The 23,575-nt window shown below is 38.7% G+C and carries 28 protein-coding genes and 1 pseudogene; 8 read left to right on the plus strand and 21 right to left on the minus strand.

Annotation, left to right across the window (positions count from 1 at the left end; genetic code table 11):
• Positions 1 to 25 precede the first annotated feature (25 nt).
• Positions 26 to 526 carry a hypothetical protein gene (locus B2O97_RS05760; RefSeq protein ID WP_046674589.1) on the plus strand — a complete coding sequence of 167 codons (501 nt, stop codon included), beginning with the start codon at positions 26 to 28 and terminating at the stop codon, positions 524 to 526.
• A 137-nt stretch (positions 527 to 663) separates the two neighbouring features.
• Here the strand turns inward: B2O97_RS05760 and B2O97_RS05765 are convergent, their stop codons facing one another.
• Positions 664 to 1,803: an acyltransferase family protein gene (locus B2O97_RS05765; protein WP_286767104.1), complete on the minus strand. Its 1,140-nt coding sequence runs from the start codon at positions 1,801 to 1,803 to the stop codon at positions 664 to 666.
• A 105-nt stretch (positions 1,804 to 1,908) separates the two neighbouring features.
• A complete protein-coding gene (locus B2O97_RS05770) occupies positions 1,909 to 2,694 on the minus strand; it encodes a hypothetical protein (RefSeq protein ID WP_286767105.1) in 786 nt (261 codons plus the stop codon).
• Positions 2,695 to 3,032: 338 nt separating this feature from the next.
• On the opposite strand from B2O97_RS05770, the gene B2O97_RS05775 reads away from it, so the two are divergent.
• Together B2O97_RS05775 and B2O97_RS05780 are read left to right on the plus strand one after the other, a co-directional pair.
• Positions 3,033 to 3,257 carry a hypothetical protein gene (locus tag B2O97_RS05775; protein WP_286767106.1) on the plus strand — a complete coding sequence of 75 codons (225 nt, stop codon included), beginning with the start codon at positions 3,033 to 3,035 and terminating at the stop codon, positions 3,255 to 3,257.
• Complete coding sequence (locus tag B2O97_RS05780; protein WP_286767107.1) at positions 3,258 to 4,049, plus strand: transglutaminase-like domain-containing protein; 792 nt, start codon at positions 3,258 to 3,260, stop codon at positions 4,047 to 4,049. It begins immediately after the preceding gene.
• Positions 4,050 to 4,435: 386 nt separating this feature from the next.
• Here the strand turns inward: B2O97_RS05780 and B2O97_RS05785 are convergent, their stop codons facing one another.
• Positions 4,436 to 4,882, minus strand: coding sequence for a GNAT family N-acetyltransferase (locus tag B2O97_RS05785; protein ID WP_286767108.1), 447 nt, complete (start codon positions 4,880 to 4,882; stop codon positions 4,436 to 4,438).
• Positions 4,883 to 5,130: 248 nt separating this feature from the next.
• Between B2O97_RS05785 and B2O97_RS05790 the strand changes: the two genes are divergently transcribed.
• Positions 5,131 to 5,676 carry a hypothetical protein gene (locus B2O97_RS05790; protein WP_286767109.1) on the plus strand — a complete coding sequence of 182 codons (546 nt, stop codon included), beginning with the start codon at positions 5,131 to 5,133 and terminating at the stop codon, positions 5,674 to 5,676.
• 106 nt (positions 5,677 to 5,782) lie between these two features.
• On the opposite strand, the gene B2O97_RS05795 is transcribed toward B2O97_RS05790, so the two are convergent.
• On the minus strand, positions 5,783 to 5,986 hold the full coding sequence (locus B2O97_RS05795; protein WP_139144971.1) for a hypothetical protein: 204 nt from the start codon (positions 5,984 to 5,986) through the stop codon (positions 5,783 to 5,785).
• 287 nt (positions 5,987 to 6,273) lie between these two features.
• On the opposite strand from B2O97_RS05795, the gene B2O97_RS05800 reads away from it, so the two are divergent.
• Positions 6,274 to 6,474, plus strand: a complete 201-nt coding sequence (locus B2O97_RS05800; protein ID WP_046674694.1) for a YqaE/Pmp3 family membrane protein — start codon at positions 6,274 to 6,276, stop codon at positions 6,472 to 6,474.
• A gap of 34 nt (positions 6,475 to 6,508) precedes the next feature.
• On the opposite strand, the pseudogene B2O97_RS05805 reads toward B2O97_RS05800, so the two are convergent.
• From B2O97_RS05805 to B2O97_RS05815, 3 genes and pseudogenes are all read right to left on the minus strand, one after another.
• Positions 6,509 to 7,060, minus strand: a pseudogene (locus tag B2O97_RS05805) (alpha/beta fold hydrolase); the annotation flags it as partial.
• Positions 7,061 to 7,078: 18 nt separating this feature from the next.
• A complete protein-coding gene (locus tag B2O97_RS05810) occupies positions 7,079 to 7,294 on the minus strand; it encodes an alpha/beta fold hydrolase (protein ID WP_286767110.1) in 216 nt (71 codons plus the stop codon).
• Positions 7,295 to 7,339: 45 nt separating this feature from the next.
• Positions 7,340 to 7,774 carry an SRPBCC domain-containing protein gene (locus tag B2O97_RS05815; protein WP_286767111.1) on the minus strand — a complete coding sequence of 145 codons (435 nt, stop codon included), beginning with the start codon at positions 7,772 to 7,774 and terminating at the stop codon, positions 7,340 to 7,342.
• 303 nt (positions 7,775 to 8,077) lie between these two features.
• Between B2O97_RS05815 and B2O97_RS05820 the strand changes: the two genes are divergently transcribed.
• A complete protein-coding gene (locus B2O97_RS05820; protein WP_286767112.1) occupies positions 8,078 to 8,527 on the plus strand; it encodes a hypothetical protein in 450 nt (149 codons plus the stop codon).
• A gap of 1 nt (position 8,528) precedes the next feature.
• Here B2O97_RS05820 and B2O97_RS05825 read toward each other — a convergent pair whose 3' ends face one another.
• The 6 genes from B2O97_RS05825 to B2O97_RS05850 form a co-directional block, all read right to left on the minus strand.
• The gene (locus B2O97_RS05825; RefSeq protein ID WP_070565421.1) at positions 8,529 to 8,975 is read right to left on the minus strand and encodes a hypothetical protein; all 447 of its coding nucleotides are present in this window, start codon (positions 8,973 to 8,975) and stop codon (positions 8,529 to 8,531) included.
• Positions 8,976 to 9,066: 91 nt separating this feature from the next.
• Positions 9,067 to 9,441 (minus strand): hypothetical protein, encoded by a 375-nt coding sequence (locus tag B2O97_RS05830; protein ID WP_139144972.1) that lies wholly within the window; start codon positions 9,439 to 9,441, stop codon positions 9,067 to 9,069.
• Positions 9,442 to 9,579: 138 nt separating this feature from the next.
• Complete coding sequence (locus B2O97_RS05835; protein ID WP_070565425.1) at positions 9,580 to 9,777, minus strand: hypothetical protein; 198 nt, start codon at positions 9,775 to 9,777, stop codon at positions 9,580 to 9,582.
• Position 9,778: 1 nt separating this feature from the next.
• Positions 9,779 to 10,516: a DUF1266 domain-containing protein gene (locus B2O97_RS05840; protein WP_070565427.1), complete on the minus strand. Its 738-nt coding sequence runs from the start codon at positions 10,514 to 10,516 to the stop codon at positions 9,779 to 9,781.
• A 33-nt stretch (positions 10,517 to 10,549) separates the two neighbouring features.
• A complete protein-coding gene (locus B2O97_RS05845; RefSeq protein ID WP_286767113.1) occupies positions 10,550 to 11,197 on the minus strand; it encodes a hypothetical protein in 648 nt (215 codons plus the stop codon).
• Between the two features lie 715 nt (positions 11,198 to 11,912).
• Positions 11,913 to 12,266, minus strand: a complete 354-nt coding sequence (locus tag B2O97_RS05850; protein WP_070565675.1) for an arsenate reductase family protein — start codon at positions 12,264 to 12,266, stop codon at positions 11,913 to 11,915.
• 184 nt (positions 12,267 to 12,450) lie between these two features.
• On the opposite strand from B2O97_RS05850, the gene B2O97_RS05855 reads away from it, so the two are divergent.
• Positions 12,451 to 13,359: a helix-turn-helix domain-containing protein gene (locus tag B2O97_RS05855; RefSeq protein WP_070565429.1), complete on the plus strand. Its 909-nt coding sequence runs from the start codon at positions 12,451 to 12,453 to the stop codon at positions 13,357 to 13,359.
• Positions 13,360 to 13,441: 82 nt separating this feature from the next.
• Entirely contained in the window at positions 13,442 to 14,443 is a 1,002-nt protein-coding gene (locus B2O97_RS05860; protein ID WP_070565431.1) for an aldo/keto reductase, read from the plus strand.
• A 127-nt stretch (positions 14,444 to 14,570) separates the two neighbouring features.
• Here B2O97_RS05860 and B2O97_RS05865 read toward each other — a convergent pair whose 3' ends face one another.
• The 8 genes from B2O97_RS05865 to B2O97_RS05895 all read right to left on the minus strand — a co-directional run bounded on the left by B2O97_RS05865 (position 14,571) and on the right by B2O97_RS05895 (position 23,558).
• On the minus strand, positions 14,571 to 16,307 hold the full coding sequence (locus B2O97_RS05865) for a HAMP domain-containing sensor histidine kinase (protein ID WP_070565433.1): 1,737 nt from the start codon (positions 16,305 to 16,307) through the stop codon (positions 14,571 to 14,573).
• Positions 16,308 to 16,331: 24 nt separating this feature from the next.
• Positions 16,332 to 17,453, minus strand: a complete 1,122-nt coding sequence (locus tag B2O97_RS05870) for a histidine kinase (RefSeq protein ID WP_070565435.1) — start codon at positions 17,451 to 17,453, stop codon at positions 16,332 to 16,334.
• Between the two features lie 61 nt (positions 17,454 to 17,514).
• Positions 17,515 to 18,600 (minus strand): porin, encoded by a 1,086-nt coding sequence (locus tag B2O97_RS05875; protein WP_070565437.1) that lies wholly within the window; start codon positions 18,598 to 18,600, stop codon positions 17,515 to 17,517.
• Positions 18,601 to 18,647: 47 nt separating this feature from the next.
• Positions 18,648 to 19,214, minus strand: a complete 567-nt coding sequence (locus tag B2O97_RS05880; RefSeq protein WP_070565439.1) for a K(+)-transporting ATPase subunit C — start codon at positions 19,212 to 19,214, stop codon at positions 18,648 to 18,650.
• 25 nt (positions 19,215 to 19,239) lie between these two features.
• Positions 19,240 to 21,249, minus strand: coding sequence for a potassium-transporting ATPase subunit KdpB (gene kdpB, locus B2O97_RS05885; RefSeq protein WP_070565441.1), 2,010 nt, complete (start codon positions 21,247 to 21,249; stop codon positions 19,240 to 19,242).
• Between the two features lie 26 nt (positions 21,250 to 21,275).
• Positions 21,276 to 22,961, minus strand: a complete 1,686-nt coding sequence (kdpA, locus tag B2O97_RS05890) for a potassium-transporting ATPase subunit KdpA (protein WP_286767114.1) — start codon at positions 22,959 to 22,961, stop codon at positions 21,276 to 21,278.
• Positions 22,962 to 23,102: 141 nt separating this feature from the next.
• The gene (locus B2O97_RS25235) at positions 23,103 to 23,180 is read right to left on the minus strand and encodes a potassium-transporting ATPase subunit F (RefSeq protein ID WP_084823209.1); all 78 of its coding nucleotides are present in this window, start codon (positions 23,178 to 23,180) and stop codon (positions 23,103 to 23,105) included.
• Complete coding sequence (locus B2O97_RS05895; RefSeq protein ID WP_286767115.1) at positions 23,181 to 23,558, minus strand: DUF7674 family protein; 378 nt, start codon at positions 23,556 to 23,558, stop codon at positions 23,181 to 23,183.
• Between the last annotated feature and the right edge of the window lie 17 nt (positions 23,559 to 23,575).

Consider the following 23,575-nt stretch of genomic DNA (forward strand, 5'->3'; position numbering starts at 1 on the left):
TTCTAAAGCCACAACGTATAAAAATATGGGATTTGGAGTATTTATCTTTATACCGTTGCTGATAATTCTGCTGTTATGCGGGGTTATCACAAAAAGACGATTCTTCGGGTATGCAATTTTATCTCTGATCGGTGGCGCAATTATACTTTTTTCTTTGTCTCAATTTTTTCAATGGATCACGAGCCCAAAAATCCTAAAAAAAGAAGATTATTATGGTACCTACCACATAAAGCGTGACCTGTTCCCAGGAAAACAAGCTGACTGGCAATATAATAGCTACAATTTTGTCATAAAGGATAACGATTCGATTTATTTCAACGTCGTAAGTGAGGGTAAAGTATCCAAAGTTTACAAAGGCAAGATCGAAACAGTCTGTCCTTACCAATCCGCACGCTTAAAACTGTGGATGGACTTCCCCACTCATCATATTCTTGCTTCGGATCCAACGGTATACCGAAGCCCTTTAGGCTTCTATTTGGTATTTTATTCGTCGAAATATAACAACGTTTTTTTTGAAAAAGACTGACATTGAAGCGTTATTTAACATGACAAGATATTTTCTCTATGTACAGATCACTGTCCTAGGTAACATGCATAAAAAAACACCAAAAAATGGTGTTTTCTTATTTTATAATAAATAATATAGGATTAGTTTGCTAGCATCTATTTCCATTTCGCGTTTAGAAATCGTTTTGACAAATATTGCCGTACGGGTATATCGTATAACTTCAAACAGCCATATGCAAGCACAATACTTCCGATCACAACAGCCGCTGCTCCGGGCAAGGACTCTTCAAAACTCAGATTTTCATTCTTAACCCAAGCATAGTATAGATAGATAAAGGGATAATGTACCATATACAAAGGATAGGATATATCGCCTAAAAACTTGCAAAGCCAACTTGTAATACCGCTTTCTCCCTTGCCAGATGCTCCTAAAACAACAAGCAAAGGGAAAACAACAACACAACATAACGTGTCGTACAGACCATTCATCCATAAATGCTCGGCCCCACCAATGCGCGGCATGGCCAAAAGTGGCACTAGGATCAAACTACAAATCCAAAATGCGCCCTTGATCTGTAACGACTTAAATACTCTAGATAAGAATAAGCCAGCTGTAAATGAAAACAAAAGACGAAGTGAACCCGCCGTAAATTCCGTTTCTGTGAGTGAAAAACCAGCACAGATATCTCCCAAAGGTCCCAATATCGCAAAGGCCGCCAACCCTATCCCGAATAAAGCAACGAGCCCAGCCAATACTTTGGTTGAAAATCTACGAATAATCAATGCATACAGAATATTACCGATGTATTCGAAAAACAACGACCAGCTCGGCCCATTTAATGGAAACATCTCCCCAAGCCCTCTCACTTCTTGTCCTGGAATGGCAGGAATCAACAAGGCATTCAAAAGGGTCGCGATCGCCAGCGAAGAAAATGTCACCTTAGTCACATCCCAAACAGAACATCCCTGAAAATAAAACATGACTGCTCCAATGATCGCACCCATTACAACCATCGGATGTAAACGTATTATCCGACGCTTGATAAATTCTTTTATTGTCATTGTCTTCCAACGATCGTCATAAGCATAGCCCACGACAAAACCTGAAAGCATAAAGAAAAAGTCAACGGCCAAATAACCGTGATTAATACGCTGGTCTAAATGGCTCGTCGCAAAGGCTTCAAAAATATGAAAGCAAACAACAGTTATAGCTGCTACACCGCGTAACCCGTCAAGTACTGCATAATGTGGTTTGGTATCTGCATAAACGGAAGTCGGTATTTGAGTATCGGACATAAAAACAAAACGATTTGATTGATTTTTTTACAAGGACGTAAATATAAACAAAATCGTCCATGCAGATTTGTAACAAGTTTACCGGTGCCCCATTTTTAAAGGCTGTTAATTAATACTGGGAATATAATCCGGTAAGTAAACCTGCTCTTTTTGCATATTTTGGATGTAAATTTTAGAATAAATTTCCAAACGGATATCGGTGATGTCTGTAGTCGTCGGCTTGTCGTCTTCATCTTCTCCAAATGAAAAAATCTGTTCTTCCCTTCTATTTTTTTTATGCAAAAAATAGTAAAAGTCTTTATTTTCCCAACCTTTTATATCACTTCCCGCATCATCTTGAACCTTCAATTTTGTAAACGTCTTCTGTAGATAGTTGTAAATATTTTGAAAATCATCTTTATTTTTTGAAGTCTTCAGTGCATATAGATAAGCAAATTCACCATTTTTATCCTCTGCCACTGTCAACGCTGGAAAAGGAACTCCGTTTAATATGGCTATGGTGTCCTTATCTTCATTGTAAGAAACCGTGGTGTAACGATAACCGAAATCTCTGACCGGCTTTAATTTTCGTGTTCCCCAGGCTGCAGTAGACTCGATATAAAATGGTGTTGGCAAACTCCCTTCTGAATTAAAAACAGCAAGCGTATCCTTTTTAAATATGGCAGTTTCAAAGACTTCTTTCAACTCTTTCTTATCCATACTTTTAACGTCCGCATGCAGCAACTCTTCGCTCCTTTTTATCTTGGGGCCATAAAATTTGGATGCATTAAAGGTTCTATCCAATTTTTCAAGTATCACCCTGTCTGGATCTTGCGATTGACAGGAATACAGCATACCCGATAAAAGGATCAGACAGCATACACTATAATATAGAAAATGAAACGGCTTCATCGGAATTGTCATTTAAATTATTTTTTGGGTTATGATCTTTACTTTGCCGTAAAGATCTTCAAACTAAAATAAATTTGTATTCATTTGCAAATGAAATTGTGCGGGATTAACACCTTTTGACTTTTTAGAAGTGCAGCGCAATCCAAAAGTACATCATTCGTGGTCGCTTGCTATTTGGGAGTCCTTCTGCTCAAATTCAGAAACATCACTAAGTAAATTGGGCTTCCAAGCTACTAGTCAGACTATAAAACGTATTCTTACATATAAAAATCAATTTATCTATGTTTGAAATATACAAATTGTGTTAATTTAAATAGATCAAGAACAAGCAAGCTCATATGATGTTCAAAAAGGTATTTTCTTTCGTTTTCTGCTGTTTGTCTACAGCCATTTTTTTCAACGTATCTGCACAAGATTTCAAGCTTTCCTCGTTGCCAAGTCAGTATCAAAAACCGGTCAAAAATGCACTAAAAGCTGCCGGCATGAATCGCACTGAATTAGAGAAAGTACTAGCGAATCTACCCAAAGAAATGCGTGAAGGGGCGGCTTTTCTCATAGCTTAAATGCCCAAGAATGATTTAACGACTATTAAGAGTGATCATCTTATCCATAATATTGAAAAGGCTTACCAGGCAAGATCAACGTTTTCCTGGGCAAAGGAAATTCCAGATTCAATTTTTCTAAATGAGGTATTGCCCTATCGGGTATTTTCTGAAGATCTCGACGATTGGCGTGGTGACTTCTACGATCGTTTCTCAAAATATGTTACAAATAGCAAAACGATAAAAGATGCCATTGTAGCCATAAATAAGAATATCAGAGATGAAGTGAAAGTCGATTACAATACGCAACGAAAAAAAGCAGATCAAAATCCATCTGAATCGATAAGCCAAGGAATGGCTTCTTGTACCGGATTATCCATTTTATTGATCGACGCATTGCGATCAGTAGGTATACCGGCTCGGATTGCGGGAACGCCAAACTGGCATGACAACCGTGGTAACCACAGTTGGGTCGAGGTGTGGATTAATGGTAAATGGTATTTTACTGAATATTATCCGGACAAAGACCTGAATTACAGCTGGTTTTTAGCAGACGCGGGTAAAGCGGATCCGAATAGCAAGGAACATTCTATTTATGCGGCTTCTTACAAACCGGCAGCTACCTCATTCCCGGCGTGGAGTGAAACAGAAGTATATGCCGATAATGTTTCTCAGCGCTATATTGATCTATTCAATCAGCAATATAGCCAACAATTGAAGGACAAATCTTACACCCGTCTAAACGTAACCATGTATCTCAGTAAGGATCAATGTCAACCGGAAGGAAGAACAAAATGCAACGTAGATATCTAACAAGGAAATGATCAAATTGGCGGAGGCTCGACTGCTACTAAACTGCAGGATGCGAATGATCATTTAACATTTATCGTGAAAAAAAATCAGTCTTATACATTGAGGTACAGCAATAAAAGTGGGCCTACCGAAAAGAAAGTAACTGTAAACGATGAGCCTTTAAATGTGATATTGTACTTCAATTAATGTAGATTATTATTTCGTCAATTTAAATTATGAAAAATATTTTTGACCAAACAGTGAGTGATGAAGTGATAGCACGGATTCAAAATCTTAATCCAGGCAGCAGTGCCCAATGGGGTAAAATGACCGTCGATGCCGTCTAATTAATCTCAGTTGCCAATTGGATCGCCAGGCGTGGGAGTGCACTGACGATCCAATTAAAGTTATCGCCACCAATGATAATAGTTATGCATGCCGTCGTATTCAAATCCACACCTCGGATAAAGACTATTACCGATAACATTTGTTTTCTCGGTCTCAAGCATCAGACCACAAGCTCCAGTCTCTTCACACCAAGCTTTACTTCGATCTATAAGCCGAACCGAAAGACCTTTACTCCGATGATCAGGATGCACAAATAGATCACTCAACAACCATTGCCGCTGCAATTTAGTATAATGAAACAATTTATAAAGCTGAACAAAACCAACCGCATGTTCGTCCTGAATTGCCAAAAAGATTTCTGACTCTCCGTTCAAAAATCGCTCCCTCAAAAATTCTTTGGCTTTTTCCAAATCCGATTCCTGTCTGTAGAAAATTCGATAAAGATTGAATAACGCTGCTGCTTGATCAAGATCCTCAAGACTTGCCTTTCTAATGTTATAATTCATTTCATTAAATAGTTTGATTTATAGTGCAAATGTATCCTAACTCTTTCGTATCAACCTCATCCAGATAGCAGATGTACAGTGGTCCAATCTTCGGTAGCATGGATTTCGATGCGACCAATAAACAAGTTCATAATAATTTCAAAAACAGACTTCATGTCCTTATAACTAATAGTTGTCGAATTATAAATGCTTCTGAACGAATTGTAATTCTTCGATGCAGTCAATTTATAAGGTCCCTATATTTAGATATGAAAAGGAGAAAATTAGCAGTTACAGACAGTGAAACCTTTATCAATTATTACCTACCAAATTGGCGATCCATTATCATTGGCAGTATTTTGATTTTAATGGGGATATCGACTTGTTTTATAGGTTATCATCCTCATAATTCACTTAAAGAGAATTTCAGCGCCATGGTACTTGACTTTAAAGACGTATTTCGCTTTTTAGTCTCATTATTTATGCTGTTACTCCACTTATCTTTTATTATCGGCGGCTTCCTTCTTCTAAAAAACAGCAGGAAAGTTATCCGAGCCCGGACAGATAAAAAAGGATTGTATTTTAAACGGATCGAAAAAAAGACTGGGAGTGTCTGGGCTTTGGCAGATTTGGATGCGCTGGTATTCGTGCCCTACATTCAAATCGTTAATATCCGCATTATTGAAAGCAATTGGTTGGGTCCGAGACTTGAGCTTGAGACTTTTCAAGGTAAAGAAATCCTGACCATGTTGAACGTATTAAGCCGAAAACAAAAAGAGCAAATTTGCCAAACCGTGAAAGAATTCGGCATTTAATAAGATTTACTGGTCCTTTTTTTTAAAGAAGAAAGTTTACTAAAATCAGGACAAACTGATCCTAGTAAACTTTTAATTTGATTTACTTGTTCGTATAATTTTAAAATCAATCGTTGGGTAACAACTGATCGACATATTCTCTGATCTCTTGGGGTAACATCAGATAAACTGAAGTTTTCAGATTTGCTTTACTTGGTTCCCCATCGATGAAAATATTCTTAAATCCTTCATTGAGCCATTTCCCCTCATCTTCTAGATATCCATGATATTTGCTGTTTAAATTCTCAATAATATTATTATCGTTTCCCATGTTTTCCGTCATTTATTATATGTAATCTGCATCTAAAATATTCGACAGGGAAACATCAACTTTGGTGCCACTCCTCCTTAAAATCTTTAAATTTGGCTATCCAATAGCATGTTTTAAGTTTTCTTAACATTTACATAAGCTAACAGGACAAAACCACTAAGCGTTATATATCAATACATTACAATTCTAAAAAAAAAACTACTTATTTTGCTTAAGTTGATATTATTTGCAATTTTTAGTAGTGAATACCGTAATTTTGTATTTTAATGTTTATAAACCTTTTACTTATGATACTAATAGCAGTTTTACTTCCTTGGTTATCGTTTTTTTTACGTGGTAAAATTCTAAGTGGCATTCTCTGTTTGATCCTTCAGATAACTATACTTGGTTGGATACCCGCAGCCATATGGGCGGTTGCATCGCGTGTTGACGGGAAAAATGAACAGCGCATGCGTAAATTGGAACGCAATATGCGTAATTACCGATAAATCATTAGGGCTCCGTTATTCGATAACCCGAACATCATTTAGATTCCAAAAATTGTTGTACTTGTTTTAATGTAAAATCAATCAGTTCAACTTTGACATCGCCATTAAAATCAGCCATCATATAGTTGCCATGATTTGCCGGTAGAATAAGTAATCGTGCAGCAGAAATCTGCTGTTGCATAGCGGCTAAATGTGTCGTTTTTACAACATCTTGGTCTCCGCCTAGCAAAAATACGGGGCAGGCCAAACGCGTTAAGGATTCGGCGTCAAAATCCTGAAAGTGTATCATGCGCTGGCTGTCTTTTTCATACATATTTCTAAACTTCTCCGGATCTGGGTTCAGCTTCATAAAATTCTCCTTCAGAAACGGCGGCATATCGTTAATAGTTGACGCTTCCATACTTTCAAAAAAACCATCCAGAAGCCCCTCTCTTTTGGTATTTCCAGATGCTGCTATCAGCTTTTCGACCTTGTCTGGATACATCGTCGCAAATTTCAAAAGAGTTGTCGCTCCATTACTAAAGCCAAAAAACGAAGCTTTTCCGATGGAAAGAAAATCTAGAACAGCCAAAATATCTTTGGCATCCTGCTCGAATGTTTCAGCTTAGGATCGATGATCGGATCTTCCATGATTTTGGAGATCTATCAAAATCAACTGATACTGATCATGCAACCTTTTTACAGTCTCCTCAAAATCCGAAAAACCGGAGGAGCCACCACCATGAATAAGAACGAGAGGTTTTCCTGTGCCAAATATTTCGTAGTAAAGTTTTATCCCGTTAGCAGGTGCATAACCGCTTTTCGATTCTATTTCACGCATAATTTATACTAAATGGTCTATATTTTTATCATTAGCAACACGCTTCTACAGCGATTTGTTTTCTATAAATTTTTTAAAACTTAACAAGACCCCATCGGTAAAAGACTGTTGCAGGTCCAAACTTGTAAACGGATCAGGGTCGAAAGTTTCGCGAATAATTGTATTGTTGTCAATCGCCTGAAATTCCACAATATACTTTCTTCCCCCACTGTTACTTTCAATAGACTCCATCCAAATAATCTCATCGTACACACCCACATAATCAAATCCTTCGCGACTATTTTTTTGTTCCATTCTAAAATTAAACATCCCCCCTTCCCTAAAATCGATACCAGCAGCCGGACAGTGCCAATCGTCAAATGGAATATTCCATTGCATAATGGCATCAGCATCATTCCAGTATTTCCAAACATCGGCTAGCTGCTTTTCAACTAAAATAACCGAAACCAATTTTTTTACAGGTTGATCTTTATGTTTCATAGGATGTTTTAAATGATAAGAATCCTTTTATCTATCTACACCGGTTTAAAATCATTCCGTTCAATGTACTGAGATAAAAGGCTACATTGAACGACATCACAATATTAATAAACTATACAGAAATTCGACTTGTCCTATGACAATATTGACCTACGCTACACATTTTTCTGCGATACTGTAGAGATACACTTTATAGCTAATTAAAGGAGGAAAATCTAACGTAGTGGGTCGATTAAAGAATAAACTGATGACTGTGGTATATTTATTGTACGAACCTCATGGAACATATAAAAACCGATTCAAATGAGAAAATTAGCATTTATAGCAATGAGTCTTGTTACTTTCACGGCCTGTAATAATACTCCCAAGAACAATGAATCCAAAGAAGCAGTTGATCAAAGCAAGGAAGAAGCAACCCCGTCGATCGGCGGCAACAAGGATGAGCACGGTTGTTTGGTCGCGGCAGGACAAACTTGGAGTGAGATCAAACAAGGATGTATCCAGGTCTTTAATGTTGGCTTACGCCTAAATCCAACGGAGAAAGAAGAAGGAAAAGCTGTCATTAGTGCCTTTGTTGTCCTTAGCGAGGATAAATCAAAGCTAGAATTATTCTTACCTGATGACAGTAAAAAAACCGTTATCCTAGATAAAGTTGAAAACGACATTTACCAAAAGGATAACTATAAATATGATGCTAAAAAATCAGCACTTTATGTAAATAATACGATTAAATACAAAGGTGATGTCGAATAGCCTAGAAAGATTGAACTATTGGCACAATTTGCACTAGATATGGCCCTGAATAATGATTCCCTATCATTTTATTCTCATTCACAGTAATATGATATTGGCCAATATCTTTAAATCTATAGGTAAACTCTTTGCCAAAAGGGCCATCAGAAGAACCATCGGGCAGAAAAAGCTGACTAATTCGTACATTGGCTGTATCCATGGGAGTTTTTATTTTGATAAGAACCGAATCTGCCTGATGGACTGAAATGAAAATAGTATCTGTTTTCCCTGATACCATATTCATTTCCTTAGATCTTCCACCACCAAAAAAGGTTACGTTAGAAGGTAATTCTTGTGCCTTGTGATTAGATTCATTTGTACTGGATTGTGGTGGGCGCTGAGGAAATTGACAAGCTCCATAAATAAAAATTGCCAACACATTCATGATCAATAATCGTAATTTGCCCATAAACTTTTACTTAGGATAACAAAAGTTATTAGATTACGGTTTTAGTTACGACAACTTTTTCTGTACAAAACAAACGCTGAAATTGAATTTGTTACATCCTCCACAAACTCCATTTTGATTTGATTGCATGTGGATTTAGTTCCCGTATTTTTTGATAAAAAGCATAGAAATTCCTATTCCAGAGGGAATAGTTATGCGTAAAACTGAAAATGGACTGTCCCTTACTATCCAATTGAACGACGACTTGCCAGATATAGTGATTATTAATTTGAGTCGATGTCCTACGAAGCTCAATGATATCCACTAACCTAAAGGATCTACCTGCCCCGCCTCTTCGACCGACAGCGTAGAAATAATTTTCATCAAAAAAATAATCTTCGTCACTTAGCAGATTATCTTCTATACCAAATAAAAAGGGACGTGATGACAGTTTTCTTAATTTATCTGTCTCAAAATGATCATTCATTTCATAGCTTTTTTTAACACCGTATAAATATTTCTTAGCTACATTTTTCCTATAGACTTCTATCAACATGACAACGATCAACACACAACTGAGAACCAAAATGATGCCTTTAGAATTCATTTATTCCACAAAAAGAAATTAACTTCCACAAGTCAGATAGAACATCGGAATTCCCCCTTCATCTTTCTCGATAGCATCTAATCCTTCGAAATAGCTATGGTCACCGAGTTGTTTCTGAGCGATTTGTTGTTCAAATTGATACAGCAAATCCAAAGCTGTAAAATGTAGTGGATGTGAAGGCCACGTGAGACAACACTCAGACGGAATGATTACCATTCTACCATGCGATATTATTCCAAGGACTTCCTTTCTTTTCTTTAAGATACCCAATATACCTTTTCAAGTAAGATTTCCCAATTTTACTGTTTACACCAACTTGATCTTCTCCTTCCAGGAAATAATCGGAAAATTGCAACCAATCAATAAAATGCTTTCTCGCATATAGTGACAAACTCTTGAGAACATTTAATGCCACAGGTTTTGTTAAATATCCAACGTCCGTTGCGGATGTCGTAATATGACTCACTACAGCAACAACAAAGGCATTTACCCCTGATTTGGAGATATCCCAAATGGATGTATCAATTTTGCCGTTTTTTCCCTCCAATGCGGTCCCTGTCTTTTCTATCCCAAGTAACGTAAAGTATGAACTCAACATTTGAAGACAAGTTTCTCTATCCGTTATACCAAAATCTCTCTTTAGCAATTTGATAAAATCACTTCTATATTGATCAATTCTTGGATAATTACCAAATTGATATAAGTGAATCGGATAACTACCATCATCTCCGGTACTTCCGAATACCGTAAACCAATCCCCAAAAACAATCACTCTAAATGCGGCTCCTAGCGCATTACCAAACTGTTCTTCATAAGGAATATTCAGAAGTACAGTGTTATCAGATACTAAACTTCCCGCCCTTTTTTCCTCTTCGGCTTTCAAAGTAAGTTCATCTTTGGCTTCATTTACACCTTCCTTTGCCGCATTCAATAATTCTTTCAAAAATTTAAACATAACGGTATTGATATTAACTACTTAAAAGAAATCTTACTTACTATATTTTGGTACCAGCGCATAATCGTACGGGATTCTCATGGACAGCTCGCGTGCTTGCCAAATATCCCCTTCGGACGCCTGGTAGAAATCATAGGCATTTTTCAAGAAATTCTCGCCGTTTGGAGCTTCAACCCAATCTTTCTTCTCTCGATTGTAAAGTAAAATCATACAACTTACACAGCGATAATTACCTGCTGTTTTTGGGTTTTCAAAACAAGTTCCAACTTTAATATTAATCTTCTGATTGATTATCACATCGGTCAATTTACGATCTGTGAGATGAATTAATGCAATTTGTGCATCCTCATGATCGGGTCGTAACTTTGCTATTACTATTCGCCCAAAATCTGCCTTTTTAATTTTTTCGATTTCTAAAGCCCTAAATTTCGGCGATATGCGATTCGTATCGACCGGATATAGATCATCTTCGGCAGCCGTCACTTCTGTCGTCGTTACTTCGGTGGCTCCGGAAGCCAATAGCTGCTTATTTTTTTTGTAATTTTCCCATTCTGCTGCATCGTAGCTAACCCACTGCTGTATCTTATAGAGTAAGGTTTCCCTCTTGTTGACTTTTATAAAAAACGCTGCAATTAAAAATGAAACCAGCAATATGAACAGGATAATGAGGACTCTTTTCAAACTAAAAATATTTAATGAAGTATTTAAATCTGTAAAATCGTGAAAACATACCCCATGTTTTCATTGATCACCGTAAATCTGCACATAATTATTCACCCCTTAAATCTGCAACCCATATTAGGTCAAAACTTAGCGATATTTGTAGCTTAACAATCAATATTTGAAAACAACATGACAATTGTTAATTTCAAATATTTTAACCAATTAAATACAAGTAGACTGTATGATTTCCTTATTTACTAGAGTAGGTCATAGACATCAAGGATAAAACTGAAATACATTGATAGCAAATTGTATCTAATAACAGTTTTAAATCAATTTTTAGACAGTAGTCAATCATTGTTTATTCATTCTACACTGAATGATCACTGAACAAGCACTGAGTAATCACTGAACAAGCACTGACTAAGCACTGTCGAAAGCTAGAATCCGAGTACTGTCTGATCTTTCCTTTGTTGCCCTTGAAAATGATAAGAAAAAAATGACCAGCATATTGCATCCGAATACGTCAGCAAGCCCTTGATTAAGTAAACATAACCATAGATAGCCTCTTTGACATCAATAAACTTAATTTGCTCAAATAATAGTCTGTTCAGATCACTGAAGATAAGTATGAGTTAGATCAGACAAATAGTTTAAAAAAAATATCGAACAAAGCTGTCAATATATTCATAAAATGCTTCATAAAAAAGAAGTTACAGGGATCAATCCAACTTTATTGTTTAGCCAGAATGAGCTTTACAACTTTTTCAATAGGTCGACCAATTACGGCTACACCATCCTTTACAACGATAGGTCGCTCAATTAAGACCGGATACGTTAACATCGCATCGATCCATTGCTCATCGGTCAAATGAAGATTTTGGAATTTTTCCTGAAAAACAGATTCTCCTTTTCTGATAAGTTCCAAAGGTTTTAAATTGAGTTGCCCCAATAATTCAATCAACTGGTCTCTGGTTGGAACATCATTTAAGTACTCCTGCACTTCTATATCCAGAGCTTGATGCTGTAGCACTTCCAATGCATTACAACTCTTGCTACAATTTTTATTATGATAAATTTTAATCATGGCCATAACATGTAAAGGGTATCTTTGTGATAAAGAAAAACAATTATTGGATAAGGCAAAAATACGAACAAGATCACAAACAGTTTAAATAAAATACCATTAGCTAACCAAAAATTGGAATTCATTTTTGAGAAACTGATCCATTTATGACCTAGGATTGTTTCACTTTTTTTAATTTAGTGATATGAAATCAGCCGAAAGTGTAACAGATTTTTACAAAAGGCAACCAGGTTTAACTAATTTGGATTTGCCGCTAAATAATACCGGAATTGGGCATTTCAATGTTTTCAGTAGAGAATCCTGTACCGTCGTATCTCCGTACAATCGCCGTGATTTTTATAAAACCTCCCTTATTATAGGGCGTGGAAAACTATATTACGCAGATAAGTGGATACAAATCGATAAACCGGCCATGTTATTTGCGAATCCGGTTGTCCCCTATGCTTGGGAACCGGAATCCTCAGAACAATCAGGATGGTATTGTATATTTACAGAGGAATTTATACAGCATAGTGAACGGATAGAAAGTCTAAAAGACTCCCCGCTGTTCAAGATAGGCAGCAATCCGATCTATTTTCCGGATGAAACACAATTAGCAGAAATTTCTGCAATCTTCCAGAAGATGGTAGTTGAAATGAACTCAAGCTACGTTCATAAAGATGATATGTTGCGAAGTTATCTACATCTTCTAATTCATGAAACCATGAAATCGAGTCCCGCAGCGAGTTTTGGATCTTATACCAACGCTTCAACCAGGGTATCGGGACTATTTCTTGAGCTGTTAGAAAGACAATTTCCAATCAATACCCTTCAGCTTAGCCTACAGTTGAAAAGCCCTGCAGATTATGCTCATGCGCTTTCGGTTCATATCAATCACCTCAACAGGTCGGTAAAAGAAGCCACAGGCAAAACCACCAGTACACACATTGCAAACCGTGTGGCCCAAGAAGCCAAAGCTTTGTTGTTGCATACCAATTGGAATATATCGGATATTGCCTACAGCCTAGGATTTGAATATCCTTCCTATTTCACCAATTTCTTCAAAAAGCAAACGGGGATGTCCCCAAACCAAGTCCGAAGCGGTACTGTTTGAATTGTATAACAATCTGTTTGATTGTCTTAACTCCCTTCGTTTATTCCATGTATACTTTTGTATTAAACAAAATATCATTATTATGAAATATAGAAATCTTGGAACAACAAATGAAAAACTCTCTGCGATTGGATTAGGTTGTATGGGAATGAGCTTTGCATACGGACCTACGGACGAGAAAGAGAGTATTGCTACATTGGAAAGAGCATTGGACCTAGGCATTAATTTTTGGGATACCGCAGATATGTACGGCAACGGTGCCAATGAGGAGCTTATTTCAAAAGTACTTGTTCCCAACCGTGACAAAGTTTTTATTGCAACAAAATTTGGGTTTCGCTTTAAAGATGAAGTAGCAGGTCCAAGTGGTACGGCAAACACCTACTTCGATGGCTCGCCCGAATGGATAAAATTAGCGGTGGAAAAAAGTTTAAAACGCCTTGGAATAGATACCATAGATCTTTATTATGCACATCGCGTAGATCCCAATATTCCCATCGAAGAGACCGTAGGCGCTATGGCGGAATTGGTTAAAGAAGGAAAAGTGAGGTATCTTGGCTTAAGCGAAGCATCCCCCGCCTCAATCATCAAAGCAAATGCCGTACACCCTATAGCTGCTTTACAGAGCGAATATTCGCTCCTTACACGCGATGTAGAAAAAGAAATCCAAAAGACTGTACGTCAATTGGGGATAAGTTTAATTCCTTATGCACCGCTAGCGCGTGGATTATTTTCAAATTCTTTAAATCTAGAAAATCTCGCTTCGGACGACTTTAGAAGAACCTTACCGCGTAATCAAGGCGAACATGCTTTGAACAATGCACAATTGGTCGCCGACTTCTCTCTACTGGCAAAAGATAAAAACTGTAGTCCTATACAGCTCGCTTTAGCGTGGGTACTGGCACAGGGAAATGACATCATTCCCATTCCAGGAACTAAAAAAAGAAAATACCTGGAAGAAAATGTGGGCGCCCTTGACATACAATTATCGAATGATGATTTAAAAACAATCGATGAAATACTCCATAAATACCCTAATATCGGAGCTCGATACAGCGAAGGTGCTATGGCTTTAGTTAACCATTAATCCATTTTTGAGATTATGAGTGGCTCGCCGGCACCACTTATAATCTCAAAAACTGTTCTCACCTTATCCAACTTTGTCGTGTTGTCATAATACACTATAGGAACAGATACGATCCGATTAGTATGTATTAATTATCGGGAATAGCAGTACGTAATGAAAAATAGAAAGAACTTCCTGCGCCATAATCACTTTCAACACCAATCTCGCCTCCTTGCGCTTCTATAAACTCTTTACTAATACTTAAACCAAGTCCTGTTCCACCTTTTTTGGACCCTGGTACACGGAAGTAGCGTGCAAATATTTTATCCAGATATTTAGGCTCGATCCCCTGCCCGCTGTCGGTAACGATAAATTTTGTTTTAAGTTCGTTATTTTCCACCCCTATACGAATGACCGAATCTTCATGCGAGTAACGTATCGCATTGGAAAGAAAATTGGTAAGAACCCAGGCAGTTTTCTCATTGTCAGCAAAGATAGCTTTCACTTTGGGATCTACCTCGATAACAAAGTGTATATTTTTTTGATTCGCAGCAAATTGATTCGCCATGATAGCATATTCAATAATAGGCTGTATTTCTGTCGTATGTAAGTTAATTTGGATGGAACCACTTTCAACCTGGGTCATATTTAACAGTTCACCGGTTATTTGAAGCAGTCGGTTAGAATCCTCTTTTATTCCGTTTAACAAGGTGAGCTGTTCGGTATTCAGATGGCCTATTTGTTCATTTTCCAGCAATTGAACCCCCATCTGAATCGCAGCAATAGGTGTTTTGAACTCGTGAGAAACGGTGCCGATAAAGTTTGTTTTTGCAAGATCAAGTTCCTTAAATGGCGTAATATTCTTTAGGATAACCACCTGCCCAATAAACTTTGATTCCAGTTCACCAGTCGGCAAAACATTGATATCGATAACATCTTTCTCAAAATAGCTTTCTCTATCGTCCGCATAAATTTTAACAGCATTCTTTTCACGTTGCTCCACGGGAAGGAACAGGTCTTTAAAAATATCTTTAGCAAGATCATTTTCATCTGAAACCGCCAAAGCAGATCTTCCGAGAAGTTGATCTTTATGTAGATTGGTGATGCGAAGCGCTTCCTCGTTGACAAAAATAACACGTCGCTCTTCGTCGAAGCCTATCACCGGATCATGCATATGATCCACAAGAGACTCGATTCGACTTTTTTCCTTTAAAATTTTTTCAAGCTTACTTTCAGCGTATTCTTCAAGTTTCTCTGCCATGGAATTGAATGAAGCGACGAGTTCAGCAAACTCACCTCCGCTCTGTACCTGAATTCGTTCTTTGTAGTTCTGTCCTGCAATCTGTCGAATACTCGCTGTCAATTTTGCTATGGGATCAGCTATATTGGACGGCAAATTGACCAGCAATATAAAAGCAATAATAAAACAGAGTGCCCCAGCAAATGAAATGACCAAAATTGCATGTTCTGCGGTGCGATCCGCAACAATACTCTTCCTAGAAATTGCCGTCATATTTTGCTCCATTAACAAAGCAATATCCTTTCTGATGGACGAGATGATAGTGATGTCTAAGGGCTTATATTTCAGTTTTAAAAAATGTTCAGCAATCGCGTTCGTTGTTTGTTGCTCTCCGACTTCAGTAACATTTCTCCGTTGTTTGTCAAGGTTGACCTCGAAGTTCTTAAAAGCAGTTTTTTCAACAGGAATTTCCTCCAAAGCCAATAACATATTCTTGGCATACAGCAGCGTGTTGTAATTTGCTGTCAATATATTTGCGGTATCCTTTTTTAACCGGTTTACATACCAGCCGCTTAAAGTGGCGAGTAGAAAGATCATGAGAAAAAGTGATCCTACACCAAAGGTAAGTTTCGTTTTTATTTTCATCTTATTCACAATTTACCTTTATCATTATGACAATATAATCAGGTCGATATCTTCGGTCGACAGTTGCGTCAGCAATTTGCTAAATGTATCCTTAGCAAGTAACATCCTTAAAAGAGATAATCGTGGTTTACCAATACAAACTGTGGTGATCTTGCGGAGCTCGCACAAAGCGATAATCTCTTTTGCCACACTATGACTTTCCACTTTGATAATTTCACCACCAAGTTCTGTCGCCAGCTTAAAGTTATTGATCAGGTGTCGCTGTTTATTTAAGGCTATCCGATCGCCACGCTCTTTTGGCAACTGTACATACAGCAGAAACCAACTGCTATTGTAATATCCTGCTAAGCGCGCTGTTTTTCTGATCACGTTTTTTGCTTTTATTTCATTGGAACTTATACAAGCCAGGAAACGCTCCTTTCGTACCCATCGTTGAGGTTGAACTTCGATCTCCACTTTACGTTGAACCTGGGAAGCCACTTCTTTCAACGCCATTTCCCGCAATTGCAAGATATGTTCGCTTTTAAAGAAGTTTTGAAGTGCTGCCTGAATTTTTGAAGCGTCATAGATCTTGCCCTCTTTTAGGCGGATGATAAGTTCTTCTGCAGTAAGGTCAATGTTAACGACTTCATCGGCGGAATCAATAACACTGTCAGGGACACGTTCTTGTACTTCAACCCCTGTAATCGCTTTAACCTCCTCGTTTAAACTCTCAATATGCTGGATATTTACAGCGCTGATCACATTAATCCCGGCTTCCAGAATCTCCATAACATCCTGCCACCTTTTGGTATTTTTGCTACCTTCAATATTGGTATGTGCCAGCTCATCGATAATGACTACCTCAGGATGTGAATTCAAAACAGCATAAAGATCCAGTTCCTCTAACTGTTTGCCTTTATAAAAAAGATGGCGTCGGGCTATAACGGGTAGACCATCCAGCAATTGATGGGTTTCCTTCCGATTATGTGTCTCAATATAGCCAATACGCACATCGATTCCTCCCTGTAAAAGTGTATGGGCATCCTGTAACATGCGGTAAGTTTTTCCGACGCCTGCACTCATGCCGATATAAAGTTTGAAGCGACCTCTTCTCGATTTTCGGATAAGGTCCAAAAAGTGTTCAGCGCTTTTCCTTTCTTCCATTTTTATTGCCTTTCATTTCAGAAAGTTCCTGCCGATCCAACACACGACAGGAACGATTGTTTTAAAAACTAACTGTAAGTGCTGTGACAGCCGTCAAACTATTTTTCACCAACTTATTTGTCCGATCAAGGAAAATAGCATCTTTATTGGTGAGATTACGTAGTTCCGTGCGCCAAACGACATTGGGAAGAATTGCATAATCTGCATTTAAAGAATAGCCAAACGTTTGAAAACCTTGATCTGTCGTAGTCGAAACGATTACACCATGCTTATCGTTGTAATATTCTCCTCTTGCTGTTAAGCTAAATTTTTCGGTCGTCGCATATCGTGCAATTAACACAGGCGTGTACCATACATTGTACGTTGAGCTACCTTTTGCTTTTTGTTCCGCTCCAATATCAAATCCGAATGTAATTCCCAGCTTTTCATTCATTTGATAAATGGCATATAGATTATGAAAATAGCGCATCTGTCTGACGCTATCCGCTTTATCACTGCCAATAAAAGAACCACTATTGATAGTCCATTTAGCTGTCGGTTTATAGACTAATTGATGTCCAAATGCAGGTAAACTGCTACCATCCACCCGTTGAATCCGCTGCCATCCGTTTAAAATAAGCCCGCTTAAAAATAGTTTTCCTGATGCGGATGTATAGGATATTTTTGCGCCGGTTTCAAAATAAGGGGAATTATCAGCAAAAATACTCCTTGTTACAGTCCAATTATCCTTTCCTATAGCGCTTTCAAAGCCCAAATGGGAAGAAAATATTCCAGCATCGATCCATAAATTATGTTTTTTCGAGATACGAACACCGGCATTCGCTTCGTAAATATTTTTTAAGACACCGGGTTCCGCACTGTAGTTCGCATTCATATATGTACCGACACCAAAAGCAAGATTTGCACGTGTATTGGTTGTTTCGTACGCAGCTTTTAAAAGTGCCAAGTTTATGTTTACTTCATTTGTTCTGTTGTGACTATATACAAAGCCTGGGCGTGTATTTCCAATTGGGTTGTTAAAGTCCCGAAGGTAATATGCTTCAAGGTAACCACTGATAGACAATTGGGTATTTTGAGTTGTATCTTGCTGTGCAAATAATTGTGTTGCTCCTGCGAGTAAACAGGCCAACATCGCTAGTTTTTTCATGTATATCGTTCTTGTAAAGTGTAAATCAATGACCCATCAGGTCAATTTTATTTTTCAACCATCTTGTCCAAAGCAATATTTAGTTCAAGGACATTGATTTTGCGAGGTCCAAACATATTCCATAGAGGGGTCTGAACGTGAGCATCAACGAGAGACTGTAAGCTATTTACCGATATACCTCTTGCTTTCGCAACACGATCGATTTGTATTTTTGCGGCCTCTACCGAGATATCTGGATCCAAACCACTGCCACTGGCTGTAACAATGTCTACCGGTACCTGTTCGCGTTTTACGGTGGGATTGTGGACTAAGAACGTATCAATACGGGCCTTAACTTCCGAAAGATATTCCCCATTAGAGGGTCCTTTGTTACTTCCTCCCGATCCTGCTGCATTATAACCAACAGCGGAAGGACGCGACCAGAAGTAATCATCACGCGTAAAGGCCTGTCCAATATTTCTGTAATACTTTTGCCCGTTGTACGCTAGCATTTCCCCTTTTCCATGATTAGGTGCTATCTGAGCTATTGCCCAAACAAGGGCCGGATATACAACTGACAGCAGGAGCAATAAAACTATTGTAATCTTTATTGCTGGATATATATGTGTTTTCATCTTTGCTTTAATTATTAAAAATGTATTAGATAAATAGCGAAACCAGCAGGTCTATGACCTTGATACCAATAAATGGAACGAGCACTCCACCAAGTCCAAAAACGAGCAGGTTTCTCCGTAACAATGCGCTTGTGCCTATAGGTTTGTATGCAACTCCCTTTAATGCCAAAGGAATCAGTAATGGGATAATAATTGCGTTGAAGATGACAGCCGATAGTATGGCGCTTTGTGGACTACTGAGCTGCATAATATTTAAACCTTGAAGTGCCGGTATTGCCGCAATAAACAGGGCCGGAATAATCGCAAAATATTTGGCAACATCGTTTGCAATACTGAATGTTGTCAGCGTACCCCGGGTCATCAACAATTGCTTACCTATCTCCACAACCTCGATCAATTTGGTCGGATCATTGTCGAGATCGACCATATTTCCAGCCTCTTTTGCAGCTTGCGTACCGCTATTCATTGCTACACCAACATCCGCTTGTGCAAGTGCCGGAGCATCGTTTGTACCATCCCCCATCATGGCGACCAATCGCCCGTCAAGCTGTTCTTTTTTGATATAGTTCATCTTGTCTTCGGGTTTCGCTTCGGCGATGAAATCATCCACCCCTGCTTTTTCTGCAATATATTTGGCCGTTAACGGATTGTCTCCTGTCACCATAACAGTCTTAATACCCATTTTTCTCAACCTTTCAAAGCGTTCATGAATCCCGGGTTTTATCACATCCTGCAATTCTATGACACCGAGTACTTGTTCATTCTCGGCTACGACCAATGGGGTCCCCCCATTTTGAGAAATAAGCTTTACGCGCTCATCTATTTCCTGAGGAAATAGATTTCCAGCCTTTACAATGATATTTCGAATAGCATCTGTTGCACCTTTACGAATACGTGTCTGTTCAAAGTCTATTCCCGAGCTACGGGTTTCGGCGGTAAACTTAATGAATGCCGGGTTTTCGACCTTATAGCTCGATGGGTTGACACCAGCCAATTCAACAATTGATTTCCCTTCTGGTGTTTCATCCGCCATGGAGCTCAATGTTGCTGCACGTACCAGCGCTTCTTTCATGACACCATCGGCGGGGTAAAAATTTGTCGCCTTACGATTTCCGATCGTAATGGTTCCAGTTTTATCAAGCAACAAGACATCAATGTCACCCGCCGTTTCAACTGCCTTGCCACTTTTTGTAATAACATTTGCACGAAGTGCGCGATCCATTCCCGCGATACCAATCGCCGATAAAAGACCACCTATTGTCGTTGGAATCAGACAGACAAAAAGTGAAATAAACGAAGCAATGGTGATACCGACATTGGCATAATCCGCAAATGGTTTTAAGGTCACCGTTACGATAATAAAAACAAGTGTAAAACCTGCCAAAAGGATGGTTAAGGCAATCTCGTTAGGTGTTTTTTGGCGGCTTGCCCCTTCGACCAGTGCGATCATCTTATCCAGAAAGCTTTCACCCGGTTCTGTCGTTACCTGCACGACAATTCGATCGGATAAAACCTTGGTGCCACCTGTAACTGAACTTTTATCGCCCCCAGCCTCGCGGATCACCGGTGCTGATTCACCGGTAATTGCACTTTCATCTATTGTCGCCAACCCCTCGATAATTTCCCCATCCAATGGAATTACATCACCAGCCTGACAAACAAAAACATCATTTTTTTTCAATTGAGCGGATGAAACGACCCGACCATCGCGCAGGGTTGCAGGAGTTTCCTCCCGAGTTTTCCGAAGACTATCTGCTTGCGCCTTTCCGCGGGCTTCGGCAATTGCCTCCGCAAAATTGCCAAACAGCAAGGTTAAAAATAGGATAAGAAATACTGTAAAATTATAACCAAGTGTACCTTGTGATTTTTCTCCGGTCATTATCCAAAGACAAACCACGGCCATAATCAACGTCCCGATTTCCACGGTAAACATCACTGGATTACGGAACATTATTTTAGGATTTAGCTTCACGAAAGATTGCTTTAACGCTTGTTGTACAAGCTCTTTCTGAAACAATGTTTGTTGACTGCTCATTTTTAGAATTCTTTAATTTTTACGTATTACATGGAAAAATATTCCGCAATTGGACCCAGTGCCAACGCAGGGAAGAAAGAGAGTGCTGCAATAATCGCGATCACAGCGAATACCATTAAACCGAATGTACTTGTATCAGTTTTTAGCGTTCCCTCGCCTTCAGGTATAAATTTCTTCTCAGCCAATAACCCAGCAATAGCAATTGGGCCTATAATCGGTATAAATCGGCCGAGTAACAATACGATACCTGTCGAAATGTTCCACCAAATGGTATTATCTCCAAGACCTTCAAAACCACTACCATTGTTGGCTGCGGATGAAGTATATTCGTACAATATTTCACTAAAACCATGGAATCCAGGGTTATTCAATGTAGAAGCACCTTGGGCTGGAAATGCTGTCGCAAGTGCTGTACCGACAAGGATTAGAAAAGGATGGGCAAGAGCAACAATCATGGCGATTTTCATTTCGCGCGCTTCAACTTTCTTACCCATAAACTCTGGTGTGCGCCCCACCATCAAGCCACTAATGAAAACGGCGAGTATAATAAAAATGAAGAAATTGAGTATCCCCGCGCCCACACCGCCATAAAAGGCATTCACCATCATGGCTATCAGTTCGTTCATACCAGATAAGGGCATGTAACTATCATGCATAGAATTGACTGATCCCGTCGAAATCATCGTTGTGACAATACTCCAAAAGCCGGATGCTGCGGCACCAATACGTACTTCCTTTCCCTCCATAGCCCCCATAGACGTATCAATACCCATCTGTGCGATCGCTGGATTTCCAGCCATTTCCATTTTTATATTTGGAATCGTCAGGATGATAAACCCAATGGTCATCACGCCAAACATCATCCATGAAAATTTACGCTTGCGAATAAAAAAGCCGAATGCAAATATCATCGCCATCGGGATAATAAACTGGGCAATCATTTCCACCATGTTGGTCAAATAATTGGGATTTTCGAATGGATGCGCACTGTTCGCACCAAAAAAACCACCTCCATTTGTTCCCAGATGTTTAATTGGAACAAAGGCAGCTACTGGTCCTCGACTTACCTGTACGGTATCTCCAGTAACTGTAATCATACTGTCCTTACCTTCGAATGTCATCGGCATGCCTTGGAACACGAAAATGGCAGCAACCAGGACCGAGATAGGGAGTAAAATGCGGGTGCAAGATTTCACAAAGAAATCGTAAAAATTGCCCAATTGCGTTGTTGTTTTATCCCTAAAAGCTTTAAAAATAACCACTGCAGCAGCCATTCCCACGCCTGCAGTCACGAATTGGAGAAACATGAGCCAAATTTGTCCTAGATAACTCACGCCCGACTCCCCAGAATAGTGTTGGAGATTACAGTTAACCAAAAAGGATATACTGGTATTAAAAGCCAAATCAGCAGTCATTCCAGGATTTCCATCTGGATTTAAAGGCAAACTTCCCATATTCATCAGGATAGCCATACTCAACAGGAACCACACTAGATTAATTGTCAGAAGAGCAACGAGGTGCTGTTGCCAAGTCATCTGAACATTGGGATTAATTCCTGTCACTCGATAAAAAAAACGTTCCAATGGTTGAAACAATGGATCTAACCAGGTCTTTTCGTTACCATATACCTTAGCTATATATTTCCCGAGGGGAAGTCCGAGTAGTAATGTTACGATGAACATCACTATGATTCCAAGAATCTCTGTATTCATTTCTTTAATTGATTTGTATAAAAAGTGTATCATGATCAATCGTCAGCTAACTTTAAGCCCTTCTTTTGACTTCGTAATGCCAAAAGGACTGACTGAAAGCGCAGTTTCATCGCTGACAATGACGAATGAGTAATCTTGTTATTAAAATTTTTCTGGCCTTAAGAGTACATAACAGATGTATGTAAAAACCAGTAGTGCTACAATAAATAAAGCTGTCATTTACTTTGATTTTAGAAGGTTATGGATTTGTTGTCCTTTGAGGACCTCTAAAAATGGTGTTGGTAGCTGGGCTTCGATTTCTGCCCATGCATTGACCGAACTTATACGTCGAAGACCTCCTAAAGATCTAACAAAAAGATTTTCCAAAATGTATTTTACATAATTGTTTCCTCGTCCATAAATCATTCCGAGAAAATGAATATGCTGGCAGATTTTGTCCGTGCTTTGCAGTACTATTGAGCTCCGAAGATGATTAATAACAGCCTGTAAAGCTCCTGCAAAATTGTGCTTCCGTAATAGGAAACTAATCTCTGATCGGATTTCTTTGTAATGGAGCGCCATATACAGACCTGCACCGTATTGATTTAATTTTTTCATGTTGTTCGTAAAACTAT

This window comes from Sphingobacterium sp. UBA865 (assembly GCF_002295765.1).
Classification (GTDB): Bacteria; Bacteroidota; Bacteroidia; order Sphingobacteriales; family Sphingobacteriaceae; genus Sphingobacterium; species Sphingobacterium multivorum.